Below are 24,468 nucleotides of genomic sequence, written 5' to 3'. Positions count from 1 at the left end.
TCGCTCCCTCAGACGGTGGTCTTGATGGGGATGGTGCGCTTCTTGTCGCCACCGAACAGGCTGGTTTCGGTCTGGCCATCCGAGCAGCCGTTGCCGAAGCTGAAGCCGCAGCCGCCGCGCAGGTCGTAGGCGTTCTCGGCGTACTCGCGGTGCGTGGTCGGGATGACGAAGCGGTCCTCGTAGTTGGCAATGGCCATGACCTGGTACATGTCCTCGACCTCGTTCTTCAGCAGGCCGACCTGGTCCAGCACAGTCTTGTCCTCGACGCCGTCCACATGCTTGCCGCGCTGGTAGGCGCGCATGGCCAGCATGCGCTCCAGGGCACGCTCGACCGGCGCCACATCGCCGGCGGTGAGCATATTGGCCAGGTACTGCACGGGGATGCGCAGCTGCTTCACATCGGGGATCAGGCCATTGACGCCCACATGCCCGGCGTTGGCCGCGGCGCTGATGGGCGAGAGCGGCGGCACGTACCAGACCATGGGCAGCGTGCGGTACTCGGGGTGCAGCGGCAGGGCCACCTTCCAGTCCACGGCCATCTTGTAGACCGGGCTCTTGCGGGCGGCGACGAGCCAGGCCTCGGGCACGCCGTCCTTGCGGGCCTGTTCGATCACGGCGGGATCGTTGGGGTCCAGGAAGATGTCCAGCTGGGCCTGGTAGAGCGCCTTGTCGTCCTTGATGGACGCGGCCTGCTCGATGCGGTCGGCGTCGTACAGCAGCACGCCCAGGTAGCGGATGCGGCCCACGCAGGTCTCGGAGCAGACGGTCGGCTGGCCCGATTCGATGCGGGGGTAGCAGAATACGCACTTCTCGGCCTTGCCGCTCTGCCAGTTGTAGTAGATCTTCTTGTAGGGGCAGCCCGAGACGCACATGCGCCAGCCGCGGCACTTGTCCTGGTCGATCAGGACGATGCCGTCTTCCTCGCGCTTGTAGATCGAGCCCGAGGGGCAGGAGGCCACGCACGCCGGGTTGAGGCAGTGCTCGCACAGGCGCGGCAGGTACATCATGAAGGTGTTCTCGAACTGGCCGTAGATCTCCTTCTGCACGTTCTCGAAGTTGGCGTCCTTGCTGCGCTTCGAGAATTCACCGCCGAGGATTTCCTCCCAGTTCGGGCCCCACTGGATCTTCTCCATGCGCTGCCCCGTGATCAGGCTGCGCGGTCGCGCGGTGGGCGCGGCCTTGGACTTCGGCGCCGACTGCAGGTGGTCGTAGTCGAAGGTGAAGGGCTCGTAGTAGTCGTCGATCTCGGGCAGGTTGGGGTTGGCGAAGATGCGCATCAGCAGCTTCCACTTGCCACCCTGGCGAGGGACGATGCTGCCGTCGCTCTTGCGCATCCAGCCGCCATGCCAGCGGTCCTGGTTCTCCCACTCCTTGGGATAGCCGATGCCCGGCTTGGATTCGACGTTGTTGAACCAGGCGTACTCCATGCCGGAGCGGTTGGTCCAGACGTTCTTGCAGGTGACGGAGCAAGTGTGGCAACCGATGCACTTGTCCAGGTTCAGCACCATGCCGATTTGTGCGCGAACTTTCATCGCGGAACTCCTTGTCTATCAGATCGCTGAGTCAGTTCCGAAGGCGTCGGGAGAGGACGCTTCGTTGAGAAGGAAGGAGCTGGCAAGCAGCGCCCTCCCCCGTGCCATCGAAAACTGGATGTCCATGGAATGAGCCTTGTGGATCAGGCTGCGTGGTGGCCCGACTCCTCGTCGAGCCAGTCCACCTTGGCCATCTTGCGCACCAGCACGAATTCATCGCGGTTGGTGCCGATCGTTCCGTAGTAGTTGAAGCCGTAGCTCAGCTGCGCGTAGCCGCCGATCATGTGGGTTGGCTTGGTCACGATGCGGGTCACCGAGTTGTGGATGCCGCCGCGCGTGCCGGTGATCTCCGCCCCCGGGGTGTTGATGATCTTTTCCTGCGAGTGGTACATGAGCGTCATGCCCTTGTTCACACGCTGGCTCACCACCGCCCGCGCCGCGATGGCGCCGTTGCTGTTGAAGAGCTCGATCCAGTCGTTGTCCTCGATGCCGGCTTCCTTGGCATCCTCTTCCGAGAGCCACACCACCGAGCCGCCGCGGTTGAGCGTCAGCATCATCAGGTTGTCGCTGTAGGTCGAGTGGATGCCCCACTTCTGGTGCGGCGTGATGAAGTTGAGCGCGATCTCCTTGTGGCCGTTGGGCTTCTTGCCCTCCACCTCGTGCAGGGTCTTCAGGTCCACCGGCGGGCGATAGCTGCTGAAGCCCTCGCCGAAGGCCAGCATCCAGGGGTGGTCCTGGTAGAACTGCTGGCGGCCGGTCAGGGTGCGCCATGGGATCAGTTCATGCACGTTGGTGTAGCCGGCGTTGTAGGAGACCTTCTCGCTCTCCAGGCCCGACCAGGTCGGCGAGGAGATGATCTTGCGCGGCTGCGCCTGAATGTCGCGGAAGCGGATCTTCTCGTCCTCGCGGTGCAGGGCCAGGTGGGCGTGCTCGCGGCCGGTCTGCTTGGACAGCGCTTCCCAGGCCTTGACGGCCACATGGCCGTTGGTCTCGGGCGCCAGCTGCAGCACCACCTCGGTGGCGTCGATGTCGCTCTCGATCTTGGGCATGCCCTTGGTGACGCCTTCATCGCGCACCAGGCCGTTGAGTTCGCCGAGCTGCTCGACCTCGGTCTTGGTGTCCCAGCCGATGCCCTTGCCGCCGTTGCCCACCTTGTTCATCAAGGGGCCCAGGGCGGTGAAGCGCTTGTAGAGGTTGGGGTAATCGCGCTCGATGACGGCGATCTGCGGCGCGGTCTTGCCGGGGATCAGCTCGCACTCGCCCTTCTTCCATTCCTTCACGTCGAAGGGCTGGGCCAGTTCGGCGGGGCTGTCGTGCATCAGCGGCGTCAGCACCACTTCCTTCTCGACCCCCAGGTGGCCGACGCAGAGCTCGGACACGCTCTTGGCGAAGCCCTTGTAGATCTCCCAGTCGCTGCGGGCCTGCCAGGCCGGGTCCACCGCGGTGGACAGCGGGTGGATGAAGGGGTGCATGTCGCTGGTGTTGAGGTCGTTCTTCTCGTACCAGGTGGCGGTGGGCAGCACGATGTCCGAGTACAGGCAGGTCGTGCTCATGCGGAAGTCCAGCGTGACCAGCAGGTCCAGCTTGCCTTCGGGGGCCTTGTCATGCCAGACCACTTCCTCGGGCTTCGCATCATCCTTGCCGAGGTCCTTGCCCTGCACGCCGTTGGTGGTGCCCAGCAGGTGCTTGAGGAAGTACTCGTGGCCCTTGCCGGAGGAACCCAGGATGTTGGAGCGCCACACGAACATATTGCGCGGCCAGTTGTCCGGATGGTCCGGGTCCTCGCAGCTCATGCGCAGGCTGCCGTCCTTCAGCGCCTTGACGGCGTAGTCCTTGGCGTCCAGGCCCTGGGCCTGCGCGGTCTTGACCACCTCGATCGGGTTGGTCTGCAGCTGCGGGGCGCTGGGCAGCCAGCCCATGCGCTCGGCACGCACGTTGTAGTCGATCAGGCTGCCGCCGAACTTGGACTTGTCGGCCAGGGGCGAGAGCACCTCCTGCACGTCCAGCTTCTCATAGCGCCACTGGTCGGTGTGGGCGTAGAAGAAGCTGGTGGAGTTCATCTGGCGCGGCGGGCGGATCCAGTCCAGCGCGAAGGCCAGGGCCGTCCAGCCGGTCTGCGGGCGCAGCTTCTCCTGGCCCACGTAATGCGCCCAGCCGCCGCCGCTCTGGCCGATGCAGCCGCACATCATCAGCATGTTGATGATGCCGCGGTAGTTCATGTCGCAGTGGTACCAGTGGTTCATCGCGGCGCCGATGATGACCATGGAGCGGCCGCGGGTCTTGTCGGCGTTGTCGGCGAACTCGCGGGCCACGGTGGTGATCTGCTCGCGCTTCACGCCGGTGATGTGCTCGGCCCAGGCGGGGGTGTAGGGCTTGTTGTCGTCATAGCTCCTGGGGCAGTCGTCACCCAGGCCGCGGTCCACGCCGTACTGCGCCACCTGCAGGTCGAAGACGGTGGCCACCAGCACCTCGCCGGCGTCCTCGTGCTTGCCCAGCTTCAGGCGCTGCACCGGCACCTTGCGGGCCAGCACGTCCTGCTGCTTGTTGGCGGTGAACTGCGGGGACTCGATGCCGCCGAAGTACGGGAAGCCGACCTCGGCGATCTCGTGCTGGGCCTCCTTGGCCTCCAGCAGCGAGAGGCGCAGGGTGACGTCGCGGTCACCGCGGGCTTCCTTGTTCTCGAGGTTCCACTTGCCCAGGTCGTCGCGCTCGCTGGCGCCCCAGCGGAAGCCGATGGAGCCGTTGGGCACCACGACCTTGCCGTCCTGGTCGAAGGCCAGCGTCTTCCAGTCGGGGTTGTTGTCCTGGCCCAGCTTGCCGCCGAAGTCGCTGGCACGCAGGTAGCGGTCCGGCACCAGCAGGGTGCGGCCGTCGGGCGTGGTGGTCTTCTTCAGCTGCACGAGCAGCGGCAGGTCGGTGTAGCGGCGCGCGTAGTCGTCGAAATACGCAGACCGCTTGTCGAAGTAGAACTCCTTGAAGATCACATGGCCCATGGCCATGGCGATCGCGGCATCGGTGCCCTGCTTGGGGTGCAGCCAGATGTCGCAGAGCTTGGAGATCTCCGCGTAGTCCGGCGTGATGGCAACGGTCTTCGTGCCCTTGTAGCGGACCTCGGTGAAGAAGTGCGCGTCCGGCGTGCGGGTCTGGGGCACGTTGGAGCCCCAGGCGATGATGTAGTTGCTGTTGTACCAGTCGGCGCTCTCGGGCACGTCGGTCTGCTCGCCCCAGATCTGCGGGCTGGACGGCGGCAGGTCGCAGTACCAGTCGTAGAAGCTCATGCACACGCCGCCCAGCAGGCTCAGGTAGCGGCTGCCGGCCGCGTAGCTGATCATGGACATGGCCGGGATGGGCGAGAAGCCGATCACGCGGTCCGGGCCGTGCTTCTTGACGGTGTAGATGTTGGCGCTGGCGATGATCTCGTTGACCTCGTCCCAGCTGGAGCGCACGAAGCCGCCCAGGCCCCGCTCCTGCTGCCATTCACGGCGGGCTTCCTGGTTCTCGACGATGTTGGTCCAGGCATCCACCGGGCTCTTGGCCACGGCGCGCGCGGCACGCCAGTGCTTGAGCAGGGCGCCGCGCACCATGGGGTACTTCACGCGGTTGGCGCTGTAGAGGTACCAGCTGTAGGAGGCGCCGCGGGCGCAGCCACGGGGCTCGTGGTTGGGCAGGTCGGCGCGGGTGCGGGGGTAGTCGGTCTGCTGGGTCTCCCAGGTGACGATGCCGCCCTTCACGTAGATCTTCCACGAGCAGGAGCCCGTGCAGTTCGTGCCGTGGGTGGAGCGCACGATCTTGTCGTGCGCCCAGCGGTTGCGGTAGGCGTCTTCCCAGGTTCGGTCTTCGCCGGTCACGCGGCCGTGGCCGTCGGCGAAGTCTTCCTTGGGCTGGGCGAAGTAGCTCAGTCGGTCGAGAAAGTGGCTCATATGCTGATCCTGTGTCTTGGGGTGCGGCCGGCCCCTGGTGGAGTGGCCGGCCGTCGAATGCTTGTGGGTTCGCGGCCTGTCAGGGGTTCTTCACGTAGGCCTTGGCGCGCAGGTAGAACCACCAGTTCAGCACCAGGCACACGGCGTAGAAGACCGAGAAGCCGTAGAAGGCGTATTGCGGCGTGCCGGCCTTGATCTGCTGGCCGATCAGCACCGGGGCGATGAAGGCGCCGTAGGCGGCGACGGCCGAGGTCCAGCCCAGCACGGGGCCGGCCTGCTGGCGGTCGAAGATGAAGCCCACGCTGCGGAAGGTCGAGCCATTGCCCACGCCGCTGGCGGCGAAGAGCAGCACGAACAGGCCCATGAACATGGGGAAGTACTGCTCGGGGGTCGAGGAGCCGTAGGCCTGCATCATCACGTAGCCCACCGCGGCCGAGGCCACGACCATGAGGGCCGAGATGACCTGGGTGACGATGGAGCCGCCGACCTTGTCAGAGATCCAGCCGCCGATGGGGCGCACGGCAGCGCCGACGAAGGGGCCGATCCAGGCATAGGTCAGTGCGGACGGGGCGTTGGGGTTCTTCAGCGTGTGCTGCATGACGCCGGCGGCATCAGGCGCGTGGATGAAGCCGAAGATCACGGTGATGGCCAGCGGCAGGGCCATCGAGAAGCCGATGAAGCTGCCGAAGGTCACCACGTACAGCGCCGTCATGCTCCAGGTGTGCTTGTTCTTGAAGATCTCGAACTGCTTGGCCACGTTCTCCTTCATGGTGCCGAAGGCGGCCAGCTTCATCACCACCAGCGCGGCAATGATGTCCAGCGGGATCGCGACCCACATGTTCAGCAGACCCAGACCCGTCGGTGCCGGCAGGTACAGGTACAGCATGCCGATCGAGGGCACGAAGGCCAGCGAGTACAGGTAGGTGATCTTCAGAAAGGCGCTGATGGGCGAGCCGCTGTTGGGCGTCACCGTCTTCAGGTTGTTCATGCCGAACCAGCACAGCACGGCCAGGGGCACCAGGGACAGCACCCAGGCGAAGCCGGCGTTCTGAATGTAGGTGGGCGTGCCCGCCTTGATCTTGCCGAAGATCCAGCCGCTGTCCTTGATGAGCGCCTTGGCCTCGCCACCGAAGGCACCGAACAGGCCGATGGTCATCACCAGCGGGATCACGATCTGCATGGTCGTGACGCCGAAGTTGCCCAGGCCGGCGTTCAGGCCCAGGGCCGTGCCCTGCAGGCGCTTGGGGAAGAAGGTGCTGATGTTGGACATCGACGAGGCAAAGTTGCCGCCGCCCACGCCGGACCACAGGGCCATCAGCTGGAAGACCCACAGCGGCCACTCGGGGTGCTGCAGCGCGATGCCCGTACCGATAGCCGGGGCCAGCAGCATGGCCGTGGTCAGGAAGATGGTGTTGCGGCCACCGGCCATGCGGATCAGGAACGAAGCCGGGATGCGCATGGTGGCGCCGGAGATGCCGGCGATGGCCGTCAGCGTGAAGAGCTCGGCCTGGCTGAAGGGGAAGCCGAGGTTGAGCATCTGCACGGTGATGATGCCCCACATGCCCCAGACCGCGAAGCCGCACAGCAGCGCGGGAATCGAGATCCAGAGGTTGCGGTAGGCGATCTTGCTGCCGGTCTGGGCCCAGAACTGCTCGTCCTCGGGACGCCAGTCCTGGATGTCGCCGGCACCACTGCTCGGGGCAGCGGGCACGGCGGGATGGGTGGTGGTGTTCATGACTACTCCTGCGAACTCGGTCCCCGCGGCTCAGCGCGCGAAGGATTGAGAGATGGGGGAGACCGGGGCGTTCTTGCCCATCACTTCGGTCTTGCGGACTTCGGTCCAGTACATCCAGATCAGCGAGACCCAGACCACGCCGTACATCAGCATGAAGCAGCTGGAGCGCACGCCGGTGTAGTCCATCAGCGCGCCGAACATGATGGGCAGGATGAAGCCGCCCAGGCCGCCGGCCAGGCCGACGATGCCGCTGATGGTGCCGATGTTGGCGCCGTAGTCATCGCTGATGTACTTGAAGACGCTGGCCTTGCCGAAGGCCCAGGCCACGCCCAGGATGGCCATCAGCCCGGTGAAGCCGTAGACGTTCAGGCCGAAGTGGAAGCTGCGGGCACCGTTGACGGTCTGCACGGTGAAGTCGGTCTGCGGGTAGGACAGCAGGAACAGGCAGATCCAGCTCACCCACATCACCCACCAGGTGACGCTGTGGGCGCCGTACTTGTCGCTGAGCCAGCCGCCGATGGCGCGCAGCACGCCGCCGGGCAGCGAGAAGCAGGCGGCCAGCAGGGCGGCCACGCGGATGTCCAGGCCGTACTCGCCGACGTAGTACTGCACCATCCACAGGCTCAGGGCCACATAGCCGCCAAAGACGATGGAGTAGTACTGGCAGTACTTCAGCACCTTGGGGTCCTTCAGCGCCTTGAGCTGCGAGACGAAGCTGGCCTTGCTGGCCACCGTGTGCGATTCGTCGTGGTGGCTGAAGAACCAGAACAGGATGGCCGTGCCCAGCAGCACGGCGGCATAGACGTGCGGGACCATGGTCCAGCCGAAGGCCACGACCAGGCCCGGGGCCACGAACTTGTTGACGGCGGCACCGGAGTTGCCCGCGCCGAACACGCCCATCGCGAAGCCCTGGCGCTGCTTGGGGAACCAGCGGGCCACATAGGGCGTGCCCACCGAGAAGGAGCCGCCGGCCATGCCCACGAAAAGGCCGATCACCAGGAAGTGCCAGTAGGCCGTGGCGTAGGCCATCAGCCAGATGGGGATCACGCAGGCCAGCATCAGGCAGAAGAAGACGATGCGGCCGCCGAACTTGTCGGTCCAGATGCCCAGGGGCACGCGGATCAGCGAGCCGGTGAGCACGGGCGTGGCGGTCAGCAGGCCGAACTCGGTGGCGTTCAGGCCCAGCTGCTTCTTGATGGGGATGCCGATGACGCCGAACATCATCCAGACCATGAAGCAGACCGTGAACGCCAGGGTGCTGACGATCAGGACCGAGAGGGCGCGGCCGCTGCCATTGGGCCTGGGCGCGGTGGTATCAGACATGGACGGACTCCTTTTTCTCCATGTCGCTACTGTGGCCAAAGGGCCCTCTTGCGAACATCCTTCGGTGGAGCCAAGCCCGCAGCTGCACAAGAACTAGCGCCCTTCCCGCCCCCATAGTTCCGAAGGACTAGCCCACTGTGAGAATGGCCGGAGCTTGCGTTTGATCAAGGCGGCACGGCGAAAGAGCGGTCGAAGGACGGGCCCTCCCGGGCTGTCAAAGACCGTCACAAAGCGCATACGCAAGCGCCACTGACGCCGGCGGGCTCGACGAACAGAATTCTTTCCATGCCGCGAATGTTTCGCAGCAAGCAAAGGAGAGAACGCCATGAACACCAAGCACATCGCCCGCCTCATCAAGACCGCCGCCGGTGGCAGCCTGATCGCCCTGGCCAGCTTCACCAGCCTCAGCGCCCACGCCGCCGACAAGGAGCAGGGCTTCTACATGGGCGCCGACATCGGCCGCGCCAAGCAGAACCTCAACGCCGGCAGCCAGAGCTCCGACCGCAACAGCAACAGCCTGAACCTGTACGGCGGCTACCAGATCGACAAGCACTTCGCCGTGGAACTGGGCTATGCCGATCTGGGCAAGGCCAAGATCGGTGACGCCAGCGCCAAGACCAAGGCCCTGAACGCCGACCTGCTGGCCAGCACCGCCCTGACGCAAGACCTGTCCCTCTACGGCCGCCTGGGCGCCGCCCGCTACGACCGCGACTTCAGCGCTGGCGGCTCGGACCACACCGTGGGCTTCAAGCTGGGCGCCGGCCTGGAGTACAAGCTGAGCGATCAGCTCTCGCTGCGCGGTGAAGTCACCCGCTACAACAACCTGCCGACGGCCGATGGCCAGGGCTTCGGTCGCACCGCCAACAACGTGTCGGCCGGCGTGAAGTACAAGTTCTGATCTCGAGTGATCCGGGGCCCGTCATCGGAATGCGGCGGGCCCCGGACCCTGCCACTGGATTGACAACCCTTTTGATCGCGTTCGGCCGCTGCCCTCCCGGGTGGCGGCCTTTTTTATTGCGGCTGGCCGATGCCCCGCTCGCTGGCCCACACCGCCACCTGCACGCGCGAGTTCACGCCCAGCTTGCGCAGGATGTGCTGCACGTGGATCTTGACCGTGGTCTCGGCGATGCCCAGGCGGCGGGCGATCTCCTTGTTGCTGGCACCCTGCACGATCTCGCGCAGGATCTCGCCCTCGCGCGGCGAGAGGCCCGCCTCCACGTCCGGCGCCACGGCCGTCTCCGAGAGGGCGGTCACCTGCGACGCCGGCGCCGGCAGCGCACTGGCCCGCAGGGCGCGGACCAGCTTGGACATCATCTCCGGGCTCACCACCGACTCACCTTCATGCGCACGGCGCAGCGCATTGGCGAGGTCGGCGCCGTCCATGGTCTTGAGCAGGTAGCCCGCCGCGCCACCCCGCAGGGCGGCGGTGAGGTCCTGCTCGTCCTCGCTGACGGTGAGCATCAGCACCTGGGCCTGCGGCGCCGCCTCGCGCAGGTCCGGCAGCAGGTCCACGCCGCGCACGCCAGGCATGTGGTTGTCCAGCAGGATGAGGTCGGGCTTGAGCTCCGCGGCGCGGCGCAGGGCCTCGACGCCATCCGCCGCCTCGCCCACGATGTCCAGGCCCTCTTCCTGCGCCAGCAGGGCGATGAGCCCGCGGCGGAACAGCTTGTGGTCATCGACCACCATCACACGGATCACGCAAGTCCTCCAGCCAGCCGCGCCTGGGCGGCCACCCAATCATTGTGCATGCGGACGTCCGTGGCGCCGGCGGCCTCCGCCCCGCCCTCCCGGGCCTCGGGCTTCTTCAGTTCCAGCACCACCACCGTGCCGCCGCCCTCGCGCGGGCGCAGGCTCAGACTGGCACCGATGCGCTGCGCACGCTCGCGCATGATGCGCAGGCCCACGTGGGTCTCGTCGAAGCGGCCGTTCTCGGTGTCGAAGCCGCGGCCGTCATCGCTGACCTCGAAGCGCCAGGCCGGCTCCTGGATCACGCGGACCTCCACATGCTGGGCCCCCGCATGCTTGCGCACATTGGACAGCGCCTCCTGCACCACGTGCAGGACCTGGATCTGCTCATCCGGCGGCAGGGGCACGCCGTTGCCATGCACCATCAGCTGCGCCTGGATGCCGCTCTGCAGCTCGAACTTGGACAGCGTGGTGCGCAGGGCATGCTGGATGTCCTCGTGCCCCGGCCGGGTGCGGAAGTGCAGCAGCAGCTCGCGCACATCGGCGTAGCTCTCGCGCACGCCGGCGTCGATCTCCGCCAGCGCGGCGTCCACATCGGCGGGGCGCTGCTTCTGCAGGCCGCTGCGCAGCAGCTGGACCTGGATCTTGAGGAAGGCCAGGGACTGGGCGATGGAATCGTGCAGTTCCTGCGCCAGCAGGTTGCGCTCCTCGCTGACGGCCATTTCGCGGTCCCGGGCGGCCAGGCGCAGGTTCTCCAGCAGGGTCCCGAAATGTCCGACCAGGGCGTCCAGCAGCTGGGACTCGCTCTCGCCCGGCCGCTTCTCGCCATAGAAGAAGAGCTCCACCTCGCCCAGGGTGCGCTGGCCGCTGCGCATGGGCAGGGCGATCACGGTCTGGTAGCCCGCCTGCTCGCAGAAGCCCAGGGCCGCGCGGCCCAGCTGGCGGATGGGGATGACGCGCGCGCCTGTCTGCGTCTGCAGGTGCTCGCCGCAGGCGCAATCGCCCAGGTGCACGCAGCGCTCGGCCTCGCTCATGCGCTGCGGGAGGCGGGTCTGGCCCAGCAGGAGCAGGCGGTCGCCGTCCTCGTTGGCCAGGCGCACGGCGGCGGCATCGGCGCCGGCCACGCGCGCGATCTTCACGGCGAAGTCATTGGCCAGCTGCGCACGGTCGTCGCTGCCGTGGCTGGCCATCAGGGCCACGTCGTACAGCGCGGCCAGGCGCTCGTTCTGCTGCGCCAGGCTGGCGGTCTTCTCGGCGACCTTGGCCTCCAGGCCCTGGTAGGAGCGCTGCAGCGCATCGGCCATGGTGTTGAAGCCCTGGGCCAGGGAGGCAAACTCCTCCACCGAGTTGCGCTCGTCGATGCGCGGCGAGAAGTCCCGCGCGGCCATGGTGGCCAGGCCGTCCCGCAGGCGCTGCAGGGGCCGCACGATCCACACCAGCGTGCCCGAGACGAAGACCACCGAGGCTCCCACCACCAGCACCACCAGGCCGAAGCACATGCCGCCCAGCAGGGCCGTGCGCGTGGAGATGGTGCGCTCGATGGCGCTCACGAAGCCGTCCACCGTGCCCACGAACTGCTCCGCCTGCAGGTGCAGCAGACCGCCGCCGCCCGGCTTGAGCAGCTGGGCGCGCAGCGGCACCCAGGCCGCGGCGACCTCGCCAAAGCGGTCGATGCAGGCCTTGTTGTCCGGGATGAAGAGCGGGCGGCTGGGATCACCCTGGCGCAGGTTGGCGATCATGTCGTCGAAGGTCTCGACACCGCGATTGACCTCCGACACCTCGCCGCGCTCATGCGCCAGCGCGAGCCGGTAGGTCATCATGCGCATGCGACCGGCCTCGTTGATGGCGCCTGCCCCGCCCTCCAGCTGCCAGGAGACCCACAGCGTGAAGCCGATGGCCGCCAGCGCCACCATGAGGAAGGTGGTCTGGATGAGGGCGAGCTTGCCCGCCAGGCTTCGAAGCAAGGTGCGCATGCCGCGCACGATAGAAGCGCGGCCTCCCGGCCGGCTTGATCAATGTCAATAGGAGGCCAGGCGCCCGCCTCGAAACGGCCGGCCCTGCCCTCGTGTGCGCGATCCGGGCGCTTACTGGGACGCGGCCGAGGCGGGTGCGCTGGCTGCGGCCGGCGCCGAGGCGGCCAGGACGGCGGACGCCGCGGGCTCGGCATGACCGGCGCCGACGTCGTGCTTCTCGCCGCTCATGTCGATGTCACCACCGCTCTTCATCAGGATGAACAGGGCCAGCGCAGCAAAGAGCACGAAGCCGACGACGAGTTTCCACATGGTTGATCCACCCGGTTTGTAAACGATGGGGGGATTCTGGCGACCTTCCCTGACAGCTGGCTGAGCGGCCCGGCGGGGCCGTTCATCCGGCGTTCATCCCAGCTGGAGCTCCTGGGCGGGGGCGTGGTCCTGCTCGAACCTCAGGGTGTGCGCCAGGCTGGCGAAGTCCAGCTCCAGCAGCGCCGAGGCGCCGGGCGCCTGCCAGCGCAGGCGCAGGCCCGTGCCACCCAGCGCCTGGGCCTCGAACCGGCCGTTGAAGGCCGGATGGCTGTTGCGCAGGCGGATCAGCGCCAGCAGCTGCCGCACCACCGGCCGCTGGCACTGGGCCTCGATCTCCTCGGGCGCGTAGTGGTGGCGGTTGATGTCCCGGCCCACGCCGCTGCGCTCCAGCAGCGCCATGTCGTTCAGGCCGGCCAGCAGACCCACGTAGTAGACCTGGGGCACGCCGGGCAGGAAGAACTGCAGGGCGCGGGCCAGCAGGTAGCGGCGCTCGTCGCGGCCCATGGCGTCGAAGAAGCTGCAATTGACCTGGTAGAGATCCAGATTGGACGCCGCCGCGCCCGTGGCCTGGCGGCTCTGCCCGCCGCTGGCCGCGTGGATGCGCTCCACCAGCGCGTCCAGCTCCTCGGGCGGGACCAGGCCGGGCGAGCCCTGGCGGTCCGCCGCATCGGCGCCGATGTCGATGATGCCGATGCCGTCATGCGTGTCCAGCACCGTCAGCGCATTGGTCGGCCGCATGCCGATCCAGCGCATCAGCGGCTCGGCCGTGCCAAAGGCAAAGGCGTGCAGCACCAGGGGCGGCAGCGCGAAGTCGTAGACCCAGTCCACCTGCCGCGCGATCTCGATCTGGCGCTGGTAGTAGGCATGGATCTCCACCAGCACCTCCAGCCCCAGGGCCCGGGCGCGAGCGCTGAACTCGGCGATGAAGGCGAAGGTCTCCGGCATCATGAAGCAGGACTCGCCGGCCTTCTTGATGGCGTAGCCCGCCGCGTCCAGGCGGATCATGCGCACGCCGCTGGCGGCCAGGCGCTGCAGGATGCCGTCCAGGTAGGCCCGGCCCTGCGGGTGCTGCACGTCGATGTCCAGCTGCTGGGGCGTGAACGTGCTCCAGAGGATGCGCTTCTCGCCGTTGCGCAGCGTGGCCGTGGTCAGCGGCAGGCCGGGGCGAGGCCGGTAGACCTTCAGCAGCTGCTTCTCCGTCACGCCGTCCGGGAAGACCGCATCCAGGGTGAGGAACAGCCCGGCATGGGGCGAGGCCTCGCCCTTCTCGGCGTAATCCTGGAACTGCGGCGAATCGGCGGAGATGTGGTTGACGATGACGTCCGCCATCACGTCCAGCTCGGCGGACAGGGCGCGCACGTCCTCCCAGTCGCCCAGGCGCGGGTCCACGCGGGTGTGGTCGATGGGGTCGAAGCCCGCATCCGCACCGTCGATGGGATGGAAGAAGGGCAGCAGGTGCACGCCGCCGAACAGGCCTGCCAGCGGGCCCTGGCCGGCCAGCAGCTGGCGCAGCTGCGGCAGGCCACCGCCGCCCAGGCGGTCGACGTAGGTGATCAGTTGGACTTGGTTCTTCATGGGGACTGCTTTCCCTGCGGACGGGCCGCATGAGACTGGAAATGTTTCGTTCAGGATCGACGCCGGGGCGGCGCAGGGTCAGGTCTTGCCAGCCCGGGCCGGGGGCCGCGCCGAACGCACTCTCAGCACCGCCAGCGCCGCGCCCAGCAGCAGCACGCCGGCCAGGCGGATCACGTTCTCGGGCCGCCCCTGCAGCCAGGGGCCGTAGATGAGGGGCAGCGTCAGCATCTGGATCAGCATGGGGATCACGATGAACATGTTGAAGATGCCCATGTAGACCCCGGCCCGCTCCGGCGGGATGCTGCCGGCCAGCAGCACATAGGGATTGCCCATGATGCTGGCCCAGGCCAGGCCCAGGCCCAGCATCGGGATGAAGAGCAGGGCCTTGCTGTGCAGCTCCGGCAGGGCCAGCAGGCCGATGCCGGCGAGGCTCAGGCACACGGCATGCACCCGCTGGGCACCGAAGCGGCGCGTGAAGGGCAGCATGGCGAAGGCCGCGAGGAAGGCCACGAAGTTGTAGAAGCCGCCGATCTGCCCGTTGACCAGGCCCGCGTCGCGGAAGCCCTGAGCGCTGGCATCGCTGGTGCCGAACAGGGTCTGGGCCAGGGCCGGCACGATGTAGATCCAGTAGCACATCATGGCGTACCACTGCAGCAGCTTCATCCACCAGAGCTGGCGCATGGTCTGGGGCATTTCCTTCAGCGCGGTCCAGATCTCGGCCAGCGTGGCCGCCAGGCCGCGGGGCCGTGCGCGCAGCGCCGCCTTCTCGGCCTCGCTCATCGGCAGCTCGGGCACGCGGCGCACGGACCACCACACCGTCGTGAAGGACAGGGCCGCGCCGATCAGGAAGGCCAGCACGGTGACCTGGGGAATGCCGCTGGCATTGAGCGCATTGGCGTCCATGCCGCACCAGACCATGATCGAGGGCGAGAGATAGGCCAGGGTCTGCGCCAGGCCGGTGAAGGCGCTCTGGCTGAGGAAGCCCTGGGCATGCTGGCTCTCGTCCAGCCGGTCGCTGACATAGGCCCGGTAGGGCTCCATGGTGACGTTGTTGGCGGCGTCCAGGATCCACAGCAGGCCGGCGGCGAACCACAGCGTGGGGCTCAGGGGCATCAGCAGCAGGCCCAGGCTGCACAGCAGCGCCCCGATCAGGAAGTAGGGCGTGCGCCGGCCCCAGCGGCTGACGGTGCGGTCGCTCATCGCGCCGATCAGGGGCTGCACCAGCAGGCCGGTGAGCGGGCCGGCCAGCCACAGCAGAGGCAGGCTGGCCTCGTCTGCACCGAGGTACTTGTAGATGGGGCTCATATTGCTCTGCTGCAGCCCGAAGCTGAACTGGATGCCGAAGAATCCGATGTTCATGTTCAGGATCTGCCACAGGCTCAGGCGCGGCTTGCCGCTGGCCGTGGTCTCGGGACGGTGGGCGGCATTCATGCGGCAATGGCTCCTGCATGGCCCAGCGCCTCGCGCCAGGGCTGGAAGAATGAATCCGATTCGGGCACGGGGCCACGCTGACCGCACAGGGCGGCCGCATAGCCATTGGCCAGGCTCAGCGCCTGAGCGAGGGGCAGCTGGCGCAGATGGGCCGCCAACGCCATGGCGCTGAAGGCATCCCCTGCGCCGACGGTGTCGACCAGGGTCAGGTCTTGCCTGCCCGGCCCTTCGGCCAGCAGCGTGCCGTCCGCGCCGAAGCAGGCATAGCCGGCGGCGCCGCGGGTCAGGATCAGGCGCTGCACGCCGAAGCGCCGCGCCAGGGCCGCGACGGGCCGCTGCAGCTGCGCGGCCGGCTGCAGCGGGTCCAGCGTCCCCGTGCCGAAGCTGCGCTGCAGCTGGGCCAGCTCGGCGTCGTTGAGCTTGAGCCAGTCGGCCTCAGCCAGGCTCTCGGCGATCACATCCAGGCTCACCTGCCCTTCGCGCAAGTTGAGGTCCAGGTAGCGCAGGCAGCCGCGCTCCTTGGCCGTGCGCAGCAGGCCCTGGATGCTCAGCCGCGAGGCCGAGGCGCGCTGCGCCAGGCTGCCGAAGTACAGGACGGCCGGCGCCTGGCTGTGGAGCAGGGCCTGGGCCGGCAGTTCGTCCAGATGGTCCCAGGCCGCCTCCGGGTGGATGAGGAAGGCGTGAGAGCCGCCCTCCTCCACCACCGACACCCGCCCCGTGGCATGGTGCGCATCGAACTGCAGCCCCTGCTCGCTCAGGGCGAAGCGCCGCATGCTGGCCAGCACCAGCCGGGCGCCGGCATCGGCGCCGCTGGATCCGGTGCCTGGCAGCTGGCGCTGCTGGAGCCCCAGCCGGGACACCAGCAGGGCCGGCAAGCCCAGCGCCGCCAGCGAGCGCGCCACATTGAGCGGGGCACCGCCGGCCACGGGCTGCTCGGCGAACTCGTCGACGAGGGCCTCGCCGACGAGCATCACGCCGGACTGCAGTTGCGCATCCATGGCCGGGCTCAGAAGTCGAACTTCAGGGTCGCGCGCACGCTGCGGCCGTTGAGTGCGCGGGCGGCGTGGCCGTCGCCCTCGATCTCGGTGTAGGCCAGGGCGTTGAACAGATTGTTGGCCTGCAGGGACAGCGTGGTCTTGCCGTTGAGCTGGTAGCTCAGGAAGGCGTTGACCACGGTGTAGCCCGGCATGGTGATCGTGTTCTGGTCATCGCCATAGGACTTGCCCGAACCCACCAGCGAGGCCCCCAACTCCAGCGGCCCCATGGTGTAGCTGGGGCTCAGCTGCCAGACCACGCGGGCCTGGCGGCGCGGCATCTTGCCCACGGTGCTGGCATCGTTGGAGTCGGAGATGCTGGCGTGCGTGAAGGTGGCGCCACCGCTGAGGCGCAGCTCGCCCACGGTGTAGGCAGCCTCCAGCTCCAGGCCGCTGGCCTTGTACTTGTTGGCGGTGAACTTCTGGGTGGTGACTTCGTAGTTGCTCTCGCTGGTGCGGGCATTGAAGAGCGTGGCGAAGACGCTGAGTCCGGCGCCGCGCCATTTCACGCCGGCTTCCTGCTGGTCGATCTCGTTGAGCGCGACCGGCACCGAGCCGTCCAGCGGGTTGCCGTAGAGCAGGCGGTCGGCGCTGAAGGACACACCGTTGCTGGCACGCGCGAAGACGGAGAGGTCCTTGCTCAGCGCGTAGTTGCCGCCTAGCGAGTAGCTGGTGTGGGCCACCTTGTAGTCGATCGTCTTCTGGCTGGCGGCGTCCCAGCGCTTGTTGGCATTGTCACCGGAGAGGCTGTAGCCGCTGGCCTTCTGCTCGTCGCGGCGCAGGCTGAAGTCCAGGTTCAGCGGGCCCTGCTCCCAGGTCAGCGCGGCGTAGGGCGAGGTCTGGGTGTACTGCACGTCGAAGCTGCGCGTGCAGCAGCCGCCCCAGGTGGTCCAGCCCTCGGCGATGGGCGCGCTGGAGGCCTTGCCGTTGGCGTCCAGCACCTGGGCATTGTTGCCGTCCATGCTCAGGCGGTACTGGTTCCAGAACCAGGTCTGGGCCACGTTCTGCGAGCCGTAGAACAGGCCGCCGACGACATTGAACTTGCCGCCGCCTGAGGCGATGGTCTTCGTCAGCTTGAGGTCGTTGAAGGTGTTGCCCAGGTCATCCAGCGAGGTGTTGAACAGGGTGCCGGTGAAGCTGCTGGCCGTGCCATTGCCGCCGTTGTCCGCGGGGAACAGGGCCAGGAAGCGGCCGCTGTTGCTGCTCTTGCGGAACTTTTCGTCCAGGCGCAGTCCGCCGCCGAGGTCCAGGCCGGCTTCCAGCCCCACGGCCGTGCTCTTGACGTGCAGTCCGTCGCGGGTGGCGGTGGTGGTCCAGCCGCCGTCCTTGTTGAAGCTGGTGTCGCGGCTCAGGCTCGGGGTGATGAAGAAGGCCTTGCGCGGGTCGATGCCGGCGATCTCATGGATCTGCCCGCCGCTGACGGTCACCGGCACGGGCATGAAGGACGGGGTCTTGTCATCCAGGGCCTTGAGGCTCAGGCGGAGGAAGCCCTGGTCGAACTTCTTGGTGAAGCTGGCCTTGATCTGGCCGCCGCTCTCGGTGTTCATGCCGGTCGGCCGGCCGCCCTCGCCCACACGCTGGTAGCCGCCCACATGGAAGCTGGCGCCCTGGCCCAGGCTCGCGCCGTAATCGGCATCGACACGCCAGAGGCGGTTGCCCAGGCCGGCCGAGAGGCCCAGGCTGCCGCCCGTCTCCTGGCCGGTCTTGCTGATGAAGTTGATCAGGCCGCCCGGCGAATTGCTGGCGAGCGTGGAGGCCGAGCCGCCGCGCACGACCTCGAGGCGCTCGACGTTGTAATCAGCGCGCAGGAACTGGTCTGCGGTGCCGAAGGCGATGTCGCCGAACAGCAGCACGGGCAGGCCGTCCTCCTGCATCTGCACATAGCGCGAACCGCCCGCGGAGAGCGGCACGCCGCGCACGGTGATGTTGGCATTGCCCTCGCCGCCGGACGACTCCGAGCGCAGGCCCGGCACCGAGCGCAGCAGCTCCGCCGCGTTCGTTGCGCCGATCTTGCCCATCTGCTCGGCATCGATGCTGGACACCGAGAGGCTTTGCTTCATCTTGGAGACCTGCGTGGAGCTGCCGGTCAGCACGACCTGGTCCAGCTTGAGGCCATCGCTGGCAGCGGCGGCCGGGGTGGCCTCCTGCGCCTGGGCTCCGGCGCCGAGGGCGGCGAGGGCCGTGCAAAGGATCTGGAGGCGGAACCCCGCCTGCGAGGCATGGCGCCAGCCGCGGGCGCGCGAAAGTGAACGGTGCTGCATCTTGTCTCCTGAGTGCCCGAAGGCTGCGGCTGTGGCGCCGCTGATCATGCGACGGTTCACCCGCCTGCGCCATATGGAGGCGTCAAGCACCAATGGGGAACCGCTGGCACTATTGTGGAGTGATGCGCCTCATTTTGCAATCGATTGCATCTACGGACAAACGAGAATAATTTGCCATTTCAATGATGCAAATCGGCGCTCTATCCAACACCAGAGCAGCATTACTGCAATCCATTGCACCCTGTTGGTTGAGCGACTGCCGGTGCTGCGAGCGGATCACCAGCGGGCCAGAGGCCGCCGCGCCACGCCATCGTGCCCCTGCAGCACCGGCCCACGCGCCGCGCCCTTACGAGACCTGCGGGCCGTGGGCAAAGCACGGAGCCGCGGCGGTGGACCGGCGTCCGCGCTGCGGGACCCAGGCCAGGGCCAGCAAGGCGCTGAACGCCAGCCAGGACGAGGCCGGCGCCGGCACCGTGGCTGGCGCCAACTGGGCCGTGAACACCAGCGAGCCCCCTGCGCCAGCAGGAACTCGCCAGGCGTCGTCGAACACGGCGCCAGGTAGTCGAGGTCCATCGCCTGGAGGCCGAAAGCACTGGCGCCGTCGAGATCCCCGACGCCGGGCCCCAGCACACGGGCACGGCGGTGGCAGGCAGGGCCGCGAGACAAGACGCGCCGAGCAAGAGCACGGGCACGAGCACGCGAACAAGAGATGACGGATTCATGCTGCTGTCCTCATGACAATGAATCGGACAGGCGTGAAAGCCTGAGCGCAGCCCGTGGGGGCCTCAGTCAGCGGCGTCGCCGCGCCGTCGTGCCACCAGATCCAGCGCGCAAGACTTGCACCACACGTCGGCATCAAGAACCCCGGCAGGCAAGGAATGCCCCAGGGTGGTCGCTCGCAATGTCGCGGCGGCATGGACGGGATTGACGGCCGGTTCGGCCACGCGCTTCCAGCGGCTCTCGCGCTGATCCGTGCTCAGGACATGGTCATCCATGCGCAGCTGGCGAGCGCCGGGAGCGCTCCCCTTTGCCTCCGAGACCGCCCCCTGCCTTTCGCCCGGCACCAGGCGCTGCACATGCAAGTCATGTCCCGACCAGAACAGCTCAGGCGCCGGGGCCGCGTCAGACGGGGCGGGCGGGAGGTCGACCCAGCGCGCGGCCTTCGTCTGCGCGTGCCCGAGGACCAGGCGATGAAGCCCGGAGGCGTCCCGCGCCGTCAAGGCGAAACGCGTTCCATCCGCGGACCAGCGAACCGGGCCGATCGCCGACAGGTCGACGGGCAGGCCGGCCAGCACGGCCTGACCATTCAGGCTCAGCACCGGCGCGCGGGTGTCCCCGCTCGTGAAGTGCGGGGCCCCTTCGACGAGGAGCACATGCCTGCCATCCGGTGAGAAGGAGGCCCCGCGGCCGTCGTCCATGTACTCGGCGACCACCGCCTTGCGGCCCAGATCAAACACCAGGCTCTCCGTGCTCGAGGGATTGAGGCTCCCGCTGGCGACCACGCGGTCGCTGCCCAGCCATTCCAGCGACTCGACGAAACGCATGCCACTGCGCACCTCGCCGGCAGCGAGGGGCTTGATGGGCAGGCGGATCAGCGCCCGGCCCTGCGGGTCGATCACCACCAGCCAGGCCAGGGCCGAGCCCGGGTCCGCATCGTCGATGTAGGCGATCCGGCTGCCGTCACGCGACCAGGCTGGCAGCCGGGCCCTGGACGCGGCCGTGCCGAAGCAATGCAGGGCGCCGCCGTCGAGGCTCACGCAGACCTGGCCGTCGCGCACTGCCGCGATCCTCACGCCCGACAGGGACGGCGCCGCCGACGATCCGGCAGAGAGGCTGGCTCCGGCAACAAGCGCCACGGCCATCAGGCAAAGCAGTCGATTCATTTCAATGCACTCCCTGGACAGGTACTGCCTTGCGGTGTCTGGCAAGCGCCGCCCCCATGCGGATTGGCGCCCCCCGCGCATGCAGCCCGGCCCGCCCCATTGAAGAGATCCAGACGATAGCCCCGGATGGCGCCGCCCGTGTCATTGGCCAGCATGCCATTGCCCACGCCATCGACGTCGACCAGCACGCCGCGCCCCGGAATGACCGCGCGGTCTCTGGCCACGGTGCCGCCGGCCACCACCGCGGTGCCGTCGGCGCCCGTCACGGACGCCACCGCGGTCATCAGGCCGGTGCGGGGGCTGCAGTTGATGCAGCCGCCGGTGTTCAGCTGCCCGGTCCCCTGGGGCCTGACGTTGGCGATGAGCGATGCGCAGCAGGGGCCGGTCAGGCCATTCGGGTCGGCGACAGCGCCGGCATCGCTCACGCCACCAATGCGCGTGGCGCTGCAACTGCCCGGCGGCGTGCCGTAGTCGGACTCGAGGGCCACCAGGTAGCAGGACATGCCGAAGGTGGCGATGGTGTTCAGCTCGTTCCTTGCGTCCACGTCGTCGACCTTGTACTTGGCGACGAGGCGCTCCAGCCCACCCGGCGACGGCGCCCCGCCGCCGCCCGGGGCCGTCAGTGTGATCTGGTCCGGATTGCTCCGTTCCGTGAAGCCGGCGGCCTGCGCGACCGTGGCGATATTGGCCCCCGCCAGCAACGTCGTCGTGAAGCTGAAGACACCCGCGGCGGGCGTGCCGGTCGCCGTGATGCTGGTGAGCGAGCCGCGGCTGAGTGCGAGGGTCGGGCCCGTCCTGGTCCAGGTGTCGGGCCCGGTCCCGCCGTCGTCGTTGACGTAGCTGCCTGCGGCCGACTTGCCGTCCGCGGCGAAGGTGAGGGCTTCGGCAAGGCCCTGGCCGTCGGCGCCACCGCTGCCACCGCCGCCGTAGCGAGCATCCACCTTGAAGCCGCTTGTGCCCACCAGCGTGACCGTCAGGTGGTGCGTGGCTGCGCAGTAGGGAAGCTTCATCGTGCCCGCAAGCGTGGGCGCAATGCTGGCATTTCCGCCGTAGGCATCTGACCAAAGGCCGGGGACCGTGCAGGCGGCCACCGCGGCCGAGGGCAAGCACAAGAGCCCCGATGCCGCCAGTGACAGGGCGAGGCTGGAGGATCCCCCGGGGGCGGCCAGCGCCTTCTCGGACGACCAGGTGGACCGGCGCATGATGGCGCGCCAAGGACGGCAAGACACTGGCTGCTCCCTGAGGTGGATGATCGGAGGTGCGGCGCACCGGAAGATCGACGGGCGACGACGCCTGGCATCACGTGCCACCGTGCCTTCCGCCGCCCTCCGACCGCTTACTTTCGAGGTTATTCCGACGACCCAATCCGGCCAACGAAAATCCTGCGGAACCTCCGCAAGCCTGCGGGTCTGCACCCCGCTCACGAGCCCCCGTCGGGCCGAAGCCCCTGCCTCCCGGCAGGCCCGGCAGGGACCGCTGCGCGCCCCCCCCCCGGTCGCTCAGCGTGCCGGCGCGCTCGCGCGCAGGCTCAGGTGCACCGGCAGCATGATGGGTGCCAGGCGCTCGCCCTCCAGCATCTTCAGCAGAGCCTCGACCAATTCGGCGCCGGCCTTGGAGACCGGCTGGTGCACGCTGGACAGCGGGGGGTCGCTGTAGGCCGCGAGGGGCATGTCGTCATAGCCCATGACGGCCACCTCCTCCGGGACGCGGCGGCCCAGGGCCCGCAGCACCTGCAGGGACTGCAGCGCCAGCAGGTCGCTGCAGGCGACGACGGCGTCGATGTCACGGTGGGCTTCGAAGAAGTCCAGCATCTGCTGGCGCGCCATGCTGACCTCGAAGGGCGCCGGCAGCTCCAGCACCGGATCGGGCGCCAGGCCGGCGGCGCGCAGCGCCTGCCAGTAGCCTTCGCGGCGGTGCATGACCTCGGGCAGCTCGGCGTCGCCCAGGAAGGCGATGCGGCGGCGGCCCAGGCGCAGCATGTGCTCGGTGGCCAGGCGGCCGCCCAGGACGTTGTCCCCGCCCACGCTGCAGTAGAGCTGCTGCGGCAGCTGCGCCCCCCAGACCACCACGGGCAGCTTGCGCGCGGCCAGCTCGTTGAGCTGGTCGTGGTGCCGCCACTGGCCGATGATCAGCAGGCCGGCAGCCTTGCCGGAGTCCACCGCATGCGCGGCCTGGTCCAGGTGCTCGGCATCCACGCGCTGCAGCAGCATGTCGTAGCCGCGGTCGGTCAGCGCGTCGGCGATGGCACCGACGATGGACAGGAAGAAGGGGTCGGAGATGTGCTGGCGCGAGTCGGCGTCGTAGGGCACGACCACCGCGATGGTGCGGTTCTTCTGCAGACGCAGGTTCTGCGCGCTGAGGTTGATCGAGTAGTTGAGCGAGCGGGCCAGGTCCGCCACGCGCTGGCGGGTCTCAGGGTTCACCAGCGTGCTGCCGTTGAGGGCACGGGACACGGTGGACACCGACACGCCGGCCAGGCGCGCGATGTCGGCCATCTGCAGGCGGCGCTGTTCGGCGCGCGGGACATGCTTCTCTTCGCTCATGGGCGCAAGCATACTGCGGCCTCTGGCGGCGGACGGAAGGTCTCTGCAGCCCATGAAGGCGAGCCGGGCCAGGATGTGAAAAAGAACTGCAAACAGCCGGAAAGAAGCCGCTTGCGTTCCGACATTCTTCTGAAGGCACCCTGCTGATGCTTCATGACGGTCCTAGGCACGGGAGGAGCCCCGCCCTGGCGGGCACGGGGGCGGAAAGAACGCTGACAAGCCTCCTATGTAGGACCGGCTTGGCGCCTGCTCAGCCAGCGTCGCTTGACAGCGATTGCCGCCTCGGCTGCCATGAGAAACGGCAGGTATATCGAAATCCCAAAGAAGGAATTGAGTTCAAAATCCTGCCAGAGCCTCTCTGAAATCGACTCTTCCAGAGGGTAGAGATAAATGTAGGTAGCCACATGAGCCATCAACGGAATTAGGGGCGCAGAGTAGATCATTGCCCTCTTCCTTGATGAGGCCATCGCAAGTAGGCCGATCACCGCGCCGAAGCCTATCGAATAGGCAGCGCCTCGGAGCCCATAGCTTCCCAGCATCAGCAAGATCTGCGCTATTCGCTTGCTGCCTGACCAATCCAGCGCTGTATGCGCGAGAGCCTTGCCAACAGCCAATGCCACGTCACCTGGGACGAGGGGGAAATCATCGCAAAGCATCCATAGAAGGCAGCCTCCAAGAGCTCCCAAGATGCAGAAAAGGAGACGTGACTGCATCAATTCATTGAATCTCATCTGTTTGCCTGTACAAGAAAACAGCAGCCGAGTGGAGCTCACTCGGCTGCGCAGGCCATGACCTTAAATGAAGAGTGCCACAGGAGGTCGCTGGGCTTGAACCTCAGCAGTGCTGGCGCTGGCCTCGAATGCTTGGGGCGCGAACCCCGCCATGGCCTGGCACAGCAGCGAGGCCTGAGATGACATCAGTTCTGATCCGTCAGCGAACACAAAGCGCTCCACCACCTGCGCGGCATTGTCGAACCAGCCCAGGATCGTGATCCGGTCGCCCGTCACCACGCCCGCCGGGTCGCGCACATCGACCACCAGATGGCTGCCTTGGCGGCTCAGCGACAGATCACTCTTTGCAATGCCCGCCCCGAACTGCAGCGTGTCCATGCCCGGGTCGTAACGCACGCCACCCGAGTAGCCCACCACCCCGTTGTCCCGCCAACTGTCCTGGCCGTCGCCTCGGTTGAAGACCACGGTGTCTGCCGTGGCTCCCGTGCGGATCGTGTCGTTACCCGTCCCCCCTTCCAGGCGGTTGGCGTGG

At 67.7% G+C, this 24,468-nt stretch carries 17 protein-coding genes; 1 reads left to right on the top strand and 16 read right to left on the bottom strand.

Annotation, left to right across the window (positions count from 1 at the left end; all coding sequences use genetic code 11):
• Positions 1–8: 8 nt before the first annotated feature.
• The 4 genes from narH to O9Y01_RS20600 all read right to left on the bottom strand — a co-directional run bounded on the left by narH (position 9) and on the right by O9Y01_RS20600 (position 8,510).
• A complete protein-coding gene (narH, locus tag O9Y01_RS20615) occupies positions 9–1,532 on the bottom strand; it encodes a nitrate reductase subunit beta (RefSeq protein ID WP_269633515.1) in 1,524 nt (507 codons plus the stop codon).
• 143 nt (positions 1,533–1,675) lie between these two features.
• Positions 1,676–5,452 (bottom strand): nitrate reductase subunit alpha, encoded by a 3,777-nt coding sequence (locus O9Y01_RS20610; protein WP_269633514.1) that lies wholly within the window; start codon positions 5,450–5,452, stop codon positions 1,676–1,678.
• 79 nt (positions 5,453–5,531) lie between these two features.
• Positions 5,532–7,187 carry an MFS transporter gene (locus tag O9Y01_RS20605; RefSeq protein ID WP_269633513.1) on the bottom strand — a complete coding sequence of 552 codons (1,656 nt, stop codon included), beginning with the start codon at positions 7,185–7,187 and terminating at the stop codon, positions 5,532–5,534.
• Positions 7,188–7,217: 30 nt separating this feature from the next.
• Complete coding sequence (locus O9Y01_RS20600) at positions 7,218–8,510, bottom strand: MFS transporter (protein ID WP_269633512.1); 1,293 nt, start codon at positions 8,508–8,510, stop codon at positions 7,218–7,220.
• 325 nt (positions 8,511–8,835) lie between these two features.
• Here O9Y01_RS20600 and O9Y01_RS20595 point away from each other — a divergent pair, with 325 nt between their 5' ends.
• Positions 8,836–9,408: an outer membrane beta-barrel protein gene (locus tag O9Y01_RS20595; RefSeq protein ID WP_269633511.1), complete on the top strand. Its 573-nt coding sequence runs from the start codon at positions 8,836–8,838 to the stop codon at positions 9,406–9,408.
• Between the two features lie 113 nt (positions 9,409–9,521).
• Here O9Y01_RS20595 and O9Y01_RS20590 read toward each other — a convergent pair whose 3' ends face one another.
• The 12 genes from O9Y01_RS20590 to O9Y01_RS20535 form a co-directional block, all read right to left on the bottom strand.
• Positions 9,522–10,196 (bottom strand): response regulator, encoded by a 675-nt coding sequence (locus O9Y01_RS20590; protein WP_269633604.1) that lies wholly within the window; start codon positions 10,194–10,196, stop codon positions 9,522–9,524.
• 8 nt (positions 10,197–10,204) lie between these two features.
• Complete coding sequence (locus O9Y01_RS20585; RefSeq protein WP_269633510.1) at positions 10,205–12,169, bottom strand: type IV pili methyl-accepting chemotaxis transducer N-terminal domain-containing protein; 1,965 nt, start codon at positions 12,167–12,169, stop codon at positions 10,205–10,207.
• 111 nt (positions 12,170–12,280) lie between these two features.
• On the bottom strand, positions 12,281–12,478 hold the full coding sequence (locus O9Y01_RS20580; protein WP_269633509.1) for a hypothetical protein: 198 nt from the start codon (positions 12,476–12,478) through the stop codon (positions 12,281–12,283).
• A 93-nt stretch (positions 12,479–12,571) separates the two neighbouring features.
• Entirely contained in the window at positions 12,572–14,053 is a 1,482-nt protein-coding gene (gene gtfA / locus O9Y01_RS20575; RefSeq protein ID WP_269633508.1) for a sucrose phosphorylase, read from the bottom strand.
• 78 nt (positions 14,054–14,131) lie between these two features.
• A complete protein-coding gene (locus O9Y01_RS20570) occupies positions 14,132–15,484 on the bottom strand; it encodes an MFS transporter (protein ID WP_269633507.1) in 1,353 nt (450 codons plus the stop codon).
• The gene (locus O9Y01_RS20565; RefSeq protein WP_269633506.1) at positions 15,481–16,482 is read right to left on the bottom strand and encodes a PfkB family carbohydrate kinase; all 1,002 of its coding nucleotides are present in this window, start codon (positions 16,480–16,482) and stop codon (positions 15,481–15,483) included. Before O9Y01_RS20565 ends, O9Y01_RS20570 begins: the two co-directional genes overlap by 4 nt.
• Positions 16,483–16,490: 8 nt before the next feature.
• Positions 16,491–18,779: a TonB-dependent receptor gene (locus O9Y01_RS20560; RefSeq protein ID WP_269633505.1), complete on the bottom strand. Its 2,289-nt coding sequence runs from the start codon at positions 18,777–18,779 to the stop codon at positions 16,491–16,493.
• 785 nt (positions 18,780–19,564) lie between these two features.
• Complete coding sequence (locus tag O9Y01_RS20555) at positions 19,565–20,662, bottom strand: hypothetical protein (protein WP_269633504.1); 1,098 nt, start codon at positions 20,660–20,662, stop codon at positions 19,565–19,567.
• Entirely contained in the window at positions 20,659–21,864 is a 1,206-nt protein-coding gene (locus O9Y01_RS20550; protein WP_269633503.1) for a 3D domain-containing protein, read from the bottom strand. Before O9Y01_RS20550 ends, O9Y01_RS20555 begins: the two co-directional genes overlap by 4 nt.
• Positions 21,865–22,161: 297 nt before the next feature.
• Positions 22,162–23,205, bottom strand: coding sequence for a LacI family DNA-binding transcriptional regulator (locus O9Y01_RS20545; RefSeq protein WP_269633502.1), 1,044 nt, complete (start codon positions 23,203–23,205; stop codon positions 22,162–22,164).
• A gap of 224 nt (positions 23,206–23,429) precedes the next feature.
• A complete protein-coding gene (locus O9Y01_RS20540) occupies positions 23,430–23,936 on the bottom strand; it encodes a hypothetical protein (RefSeq protein WP_269633501.1) in 507 nt (168 codons plus the stop codon).
• Positions 23,937–23,999: 63 nt separating this feature from the next.
• The coding region (locus tag O9Y01_RS20535; protein WP_332108764.1) for a calcium-binding protein at positions 24,000–24,468 on the bottom strand (469 nt) is incomplete at its 5' end.

Origin of the sequence: Pelomonas sp. BJYL3 (genome assembly GCF_027257975.1) — a bacterium.
In the GTDB taxonomy this organism is placed as follows: Bacteria; Pseudomonadota; Gammaproteobacteria; order Burkholderiales; family Burkholderiaceae_C; genus Roseateles_B; species Roseateles_B flavus.
This window is presented reverse-complemented; position numbering and strand designations above follow the sequence as displayed.

Excerpts from the sequence above, each read along its gene's own strand:
- O9Y01_RS20600 (WP_269633512.1), bottom strand. The coding sequence starts at position 8,510 with ATGTCTGATACCACCGCGCCCAGGCCCAATGGCAGCGGCCGCGCCCTC.
- O9Y01_RS20555 (WP_269633504.1), bottom strand. The coding sequence starts at position 20,662 with ATGAATCGACTGCTTTGCCTGATGGCCGTGGCGCTTGTTGCCGGAGCC.
- O9Y01_RS20560 (WP_269633505.1), bottom strand. The coding sequence starts at position 18,779 with ATGCAGCACCGTTCACTTTCGCGCGCCCGCGGCTGGCGCCATGCCTCG.
- O9Y01_RS20580 (WP_269633509.1), bottom strand. The coding sequence starts at position 12,478 with ATGTGGAAACTCGTCGTCGGCTTCGTGCTCTTTGCTGCGCTGGCCCTG.
- O9Y01_RS20550 (WP_269633503.1), bottom strand. The coding sequence starts at position 21,864 with ATGCGCCGGTCCACCTGGTCGTCCGAGAAGGCGCTGGCCGCCCCCGGG.
- O9Y01_RS20585 (WP_269633510.1), bottom strand. The coding sequence starts at position 12,169 with ATGCGCACCTTGCTTCGAAGCCTGGCGGGCAAGCTCGCCCTCATCCAG.
- O9Y01_RS20545 (WP_269633502.1), bottom strand. The coding sequence starts at position 23,205 with ATGAGCGAAGAGAAGCATGTCCCGCGCGCCGAACAGCGCCGCCTGCAG.
- O9Y01_RS20590 (WP_269633604.1), bottom strand. The coding sequence starts at position 10,196 with ATGGTGGTCGATGACCACAAGCTGTTCCGCCGCGGGCTCATCGCCCTG.
- O9Y01_RS20565 (WP_269633506.1), bottom strand. The coding sequence starts at position 16,482 with ATGGATGCGCAACTGCAGTCCGGCGTGATGCTCGTCGGCGAGGCCCTC.
- O9Y01_RS20610 (WP_269633514.1), bottom strand. The coding sequence starts at position 5,452 with ATGAGCCACTTTCTCGACCGACTGAGCTACTTCGCCCAGCCCAAGGAA.
- gtfA (WP_269633508.1), bottom strand. The coding sequence starts at position 14,053 with ATGAAGAACCAAGTCCAACTGATCACCTACGTCGACCGCCTGGGCGGC.
- O9Y01_RS20570 (WP_269633507.1), bottom strand. The coding sequence starts at position 15,484 with ATGAATGCCGCCCACCGTCCCGAGACCACGGCCAGCGGCAAGCCGCGC.
- O9Y01_RS20540 (WP_269633501.1), bottom strand. The coding sequence starts at position 23,936 with ATGAGATTCAATGAATTGATGCAGTCACGTCTCCTTTTCTGCATCTTG.
- narH (WP_269633515.1), bottom strand. The coding sequence starts at position 1,532 with ATGAAAGTTCGCGCACAAATCGGCATGGTGCTGAACCTGGACAAGTGC.
- O9Y01_RS20605 (WP_269633513.1), bottom strand. The coding sequence starts at position 7,187 with ATGAACACCACCACCCATCCCGCCGTGCCCGCTGCCCCGAGCAGTGGT.
- O9Y01_RS20595 (WP_269633511.1), top strand. The coding sequence starts at position 8,836 with ATGAACACCAAGCACATCGCCCGCCTCATCAAGACCGCCGCCGGTGGC.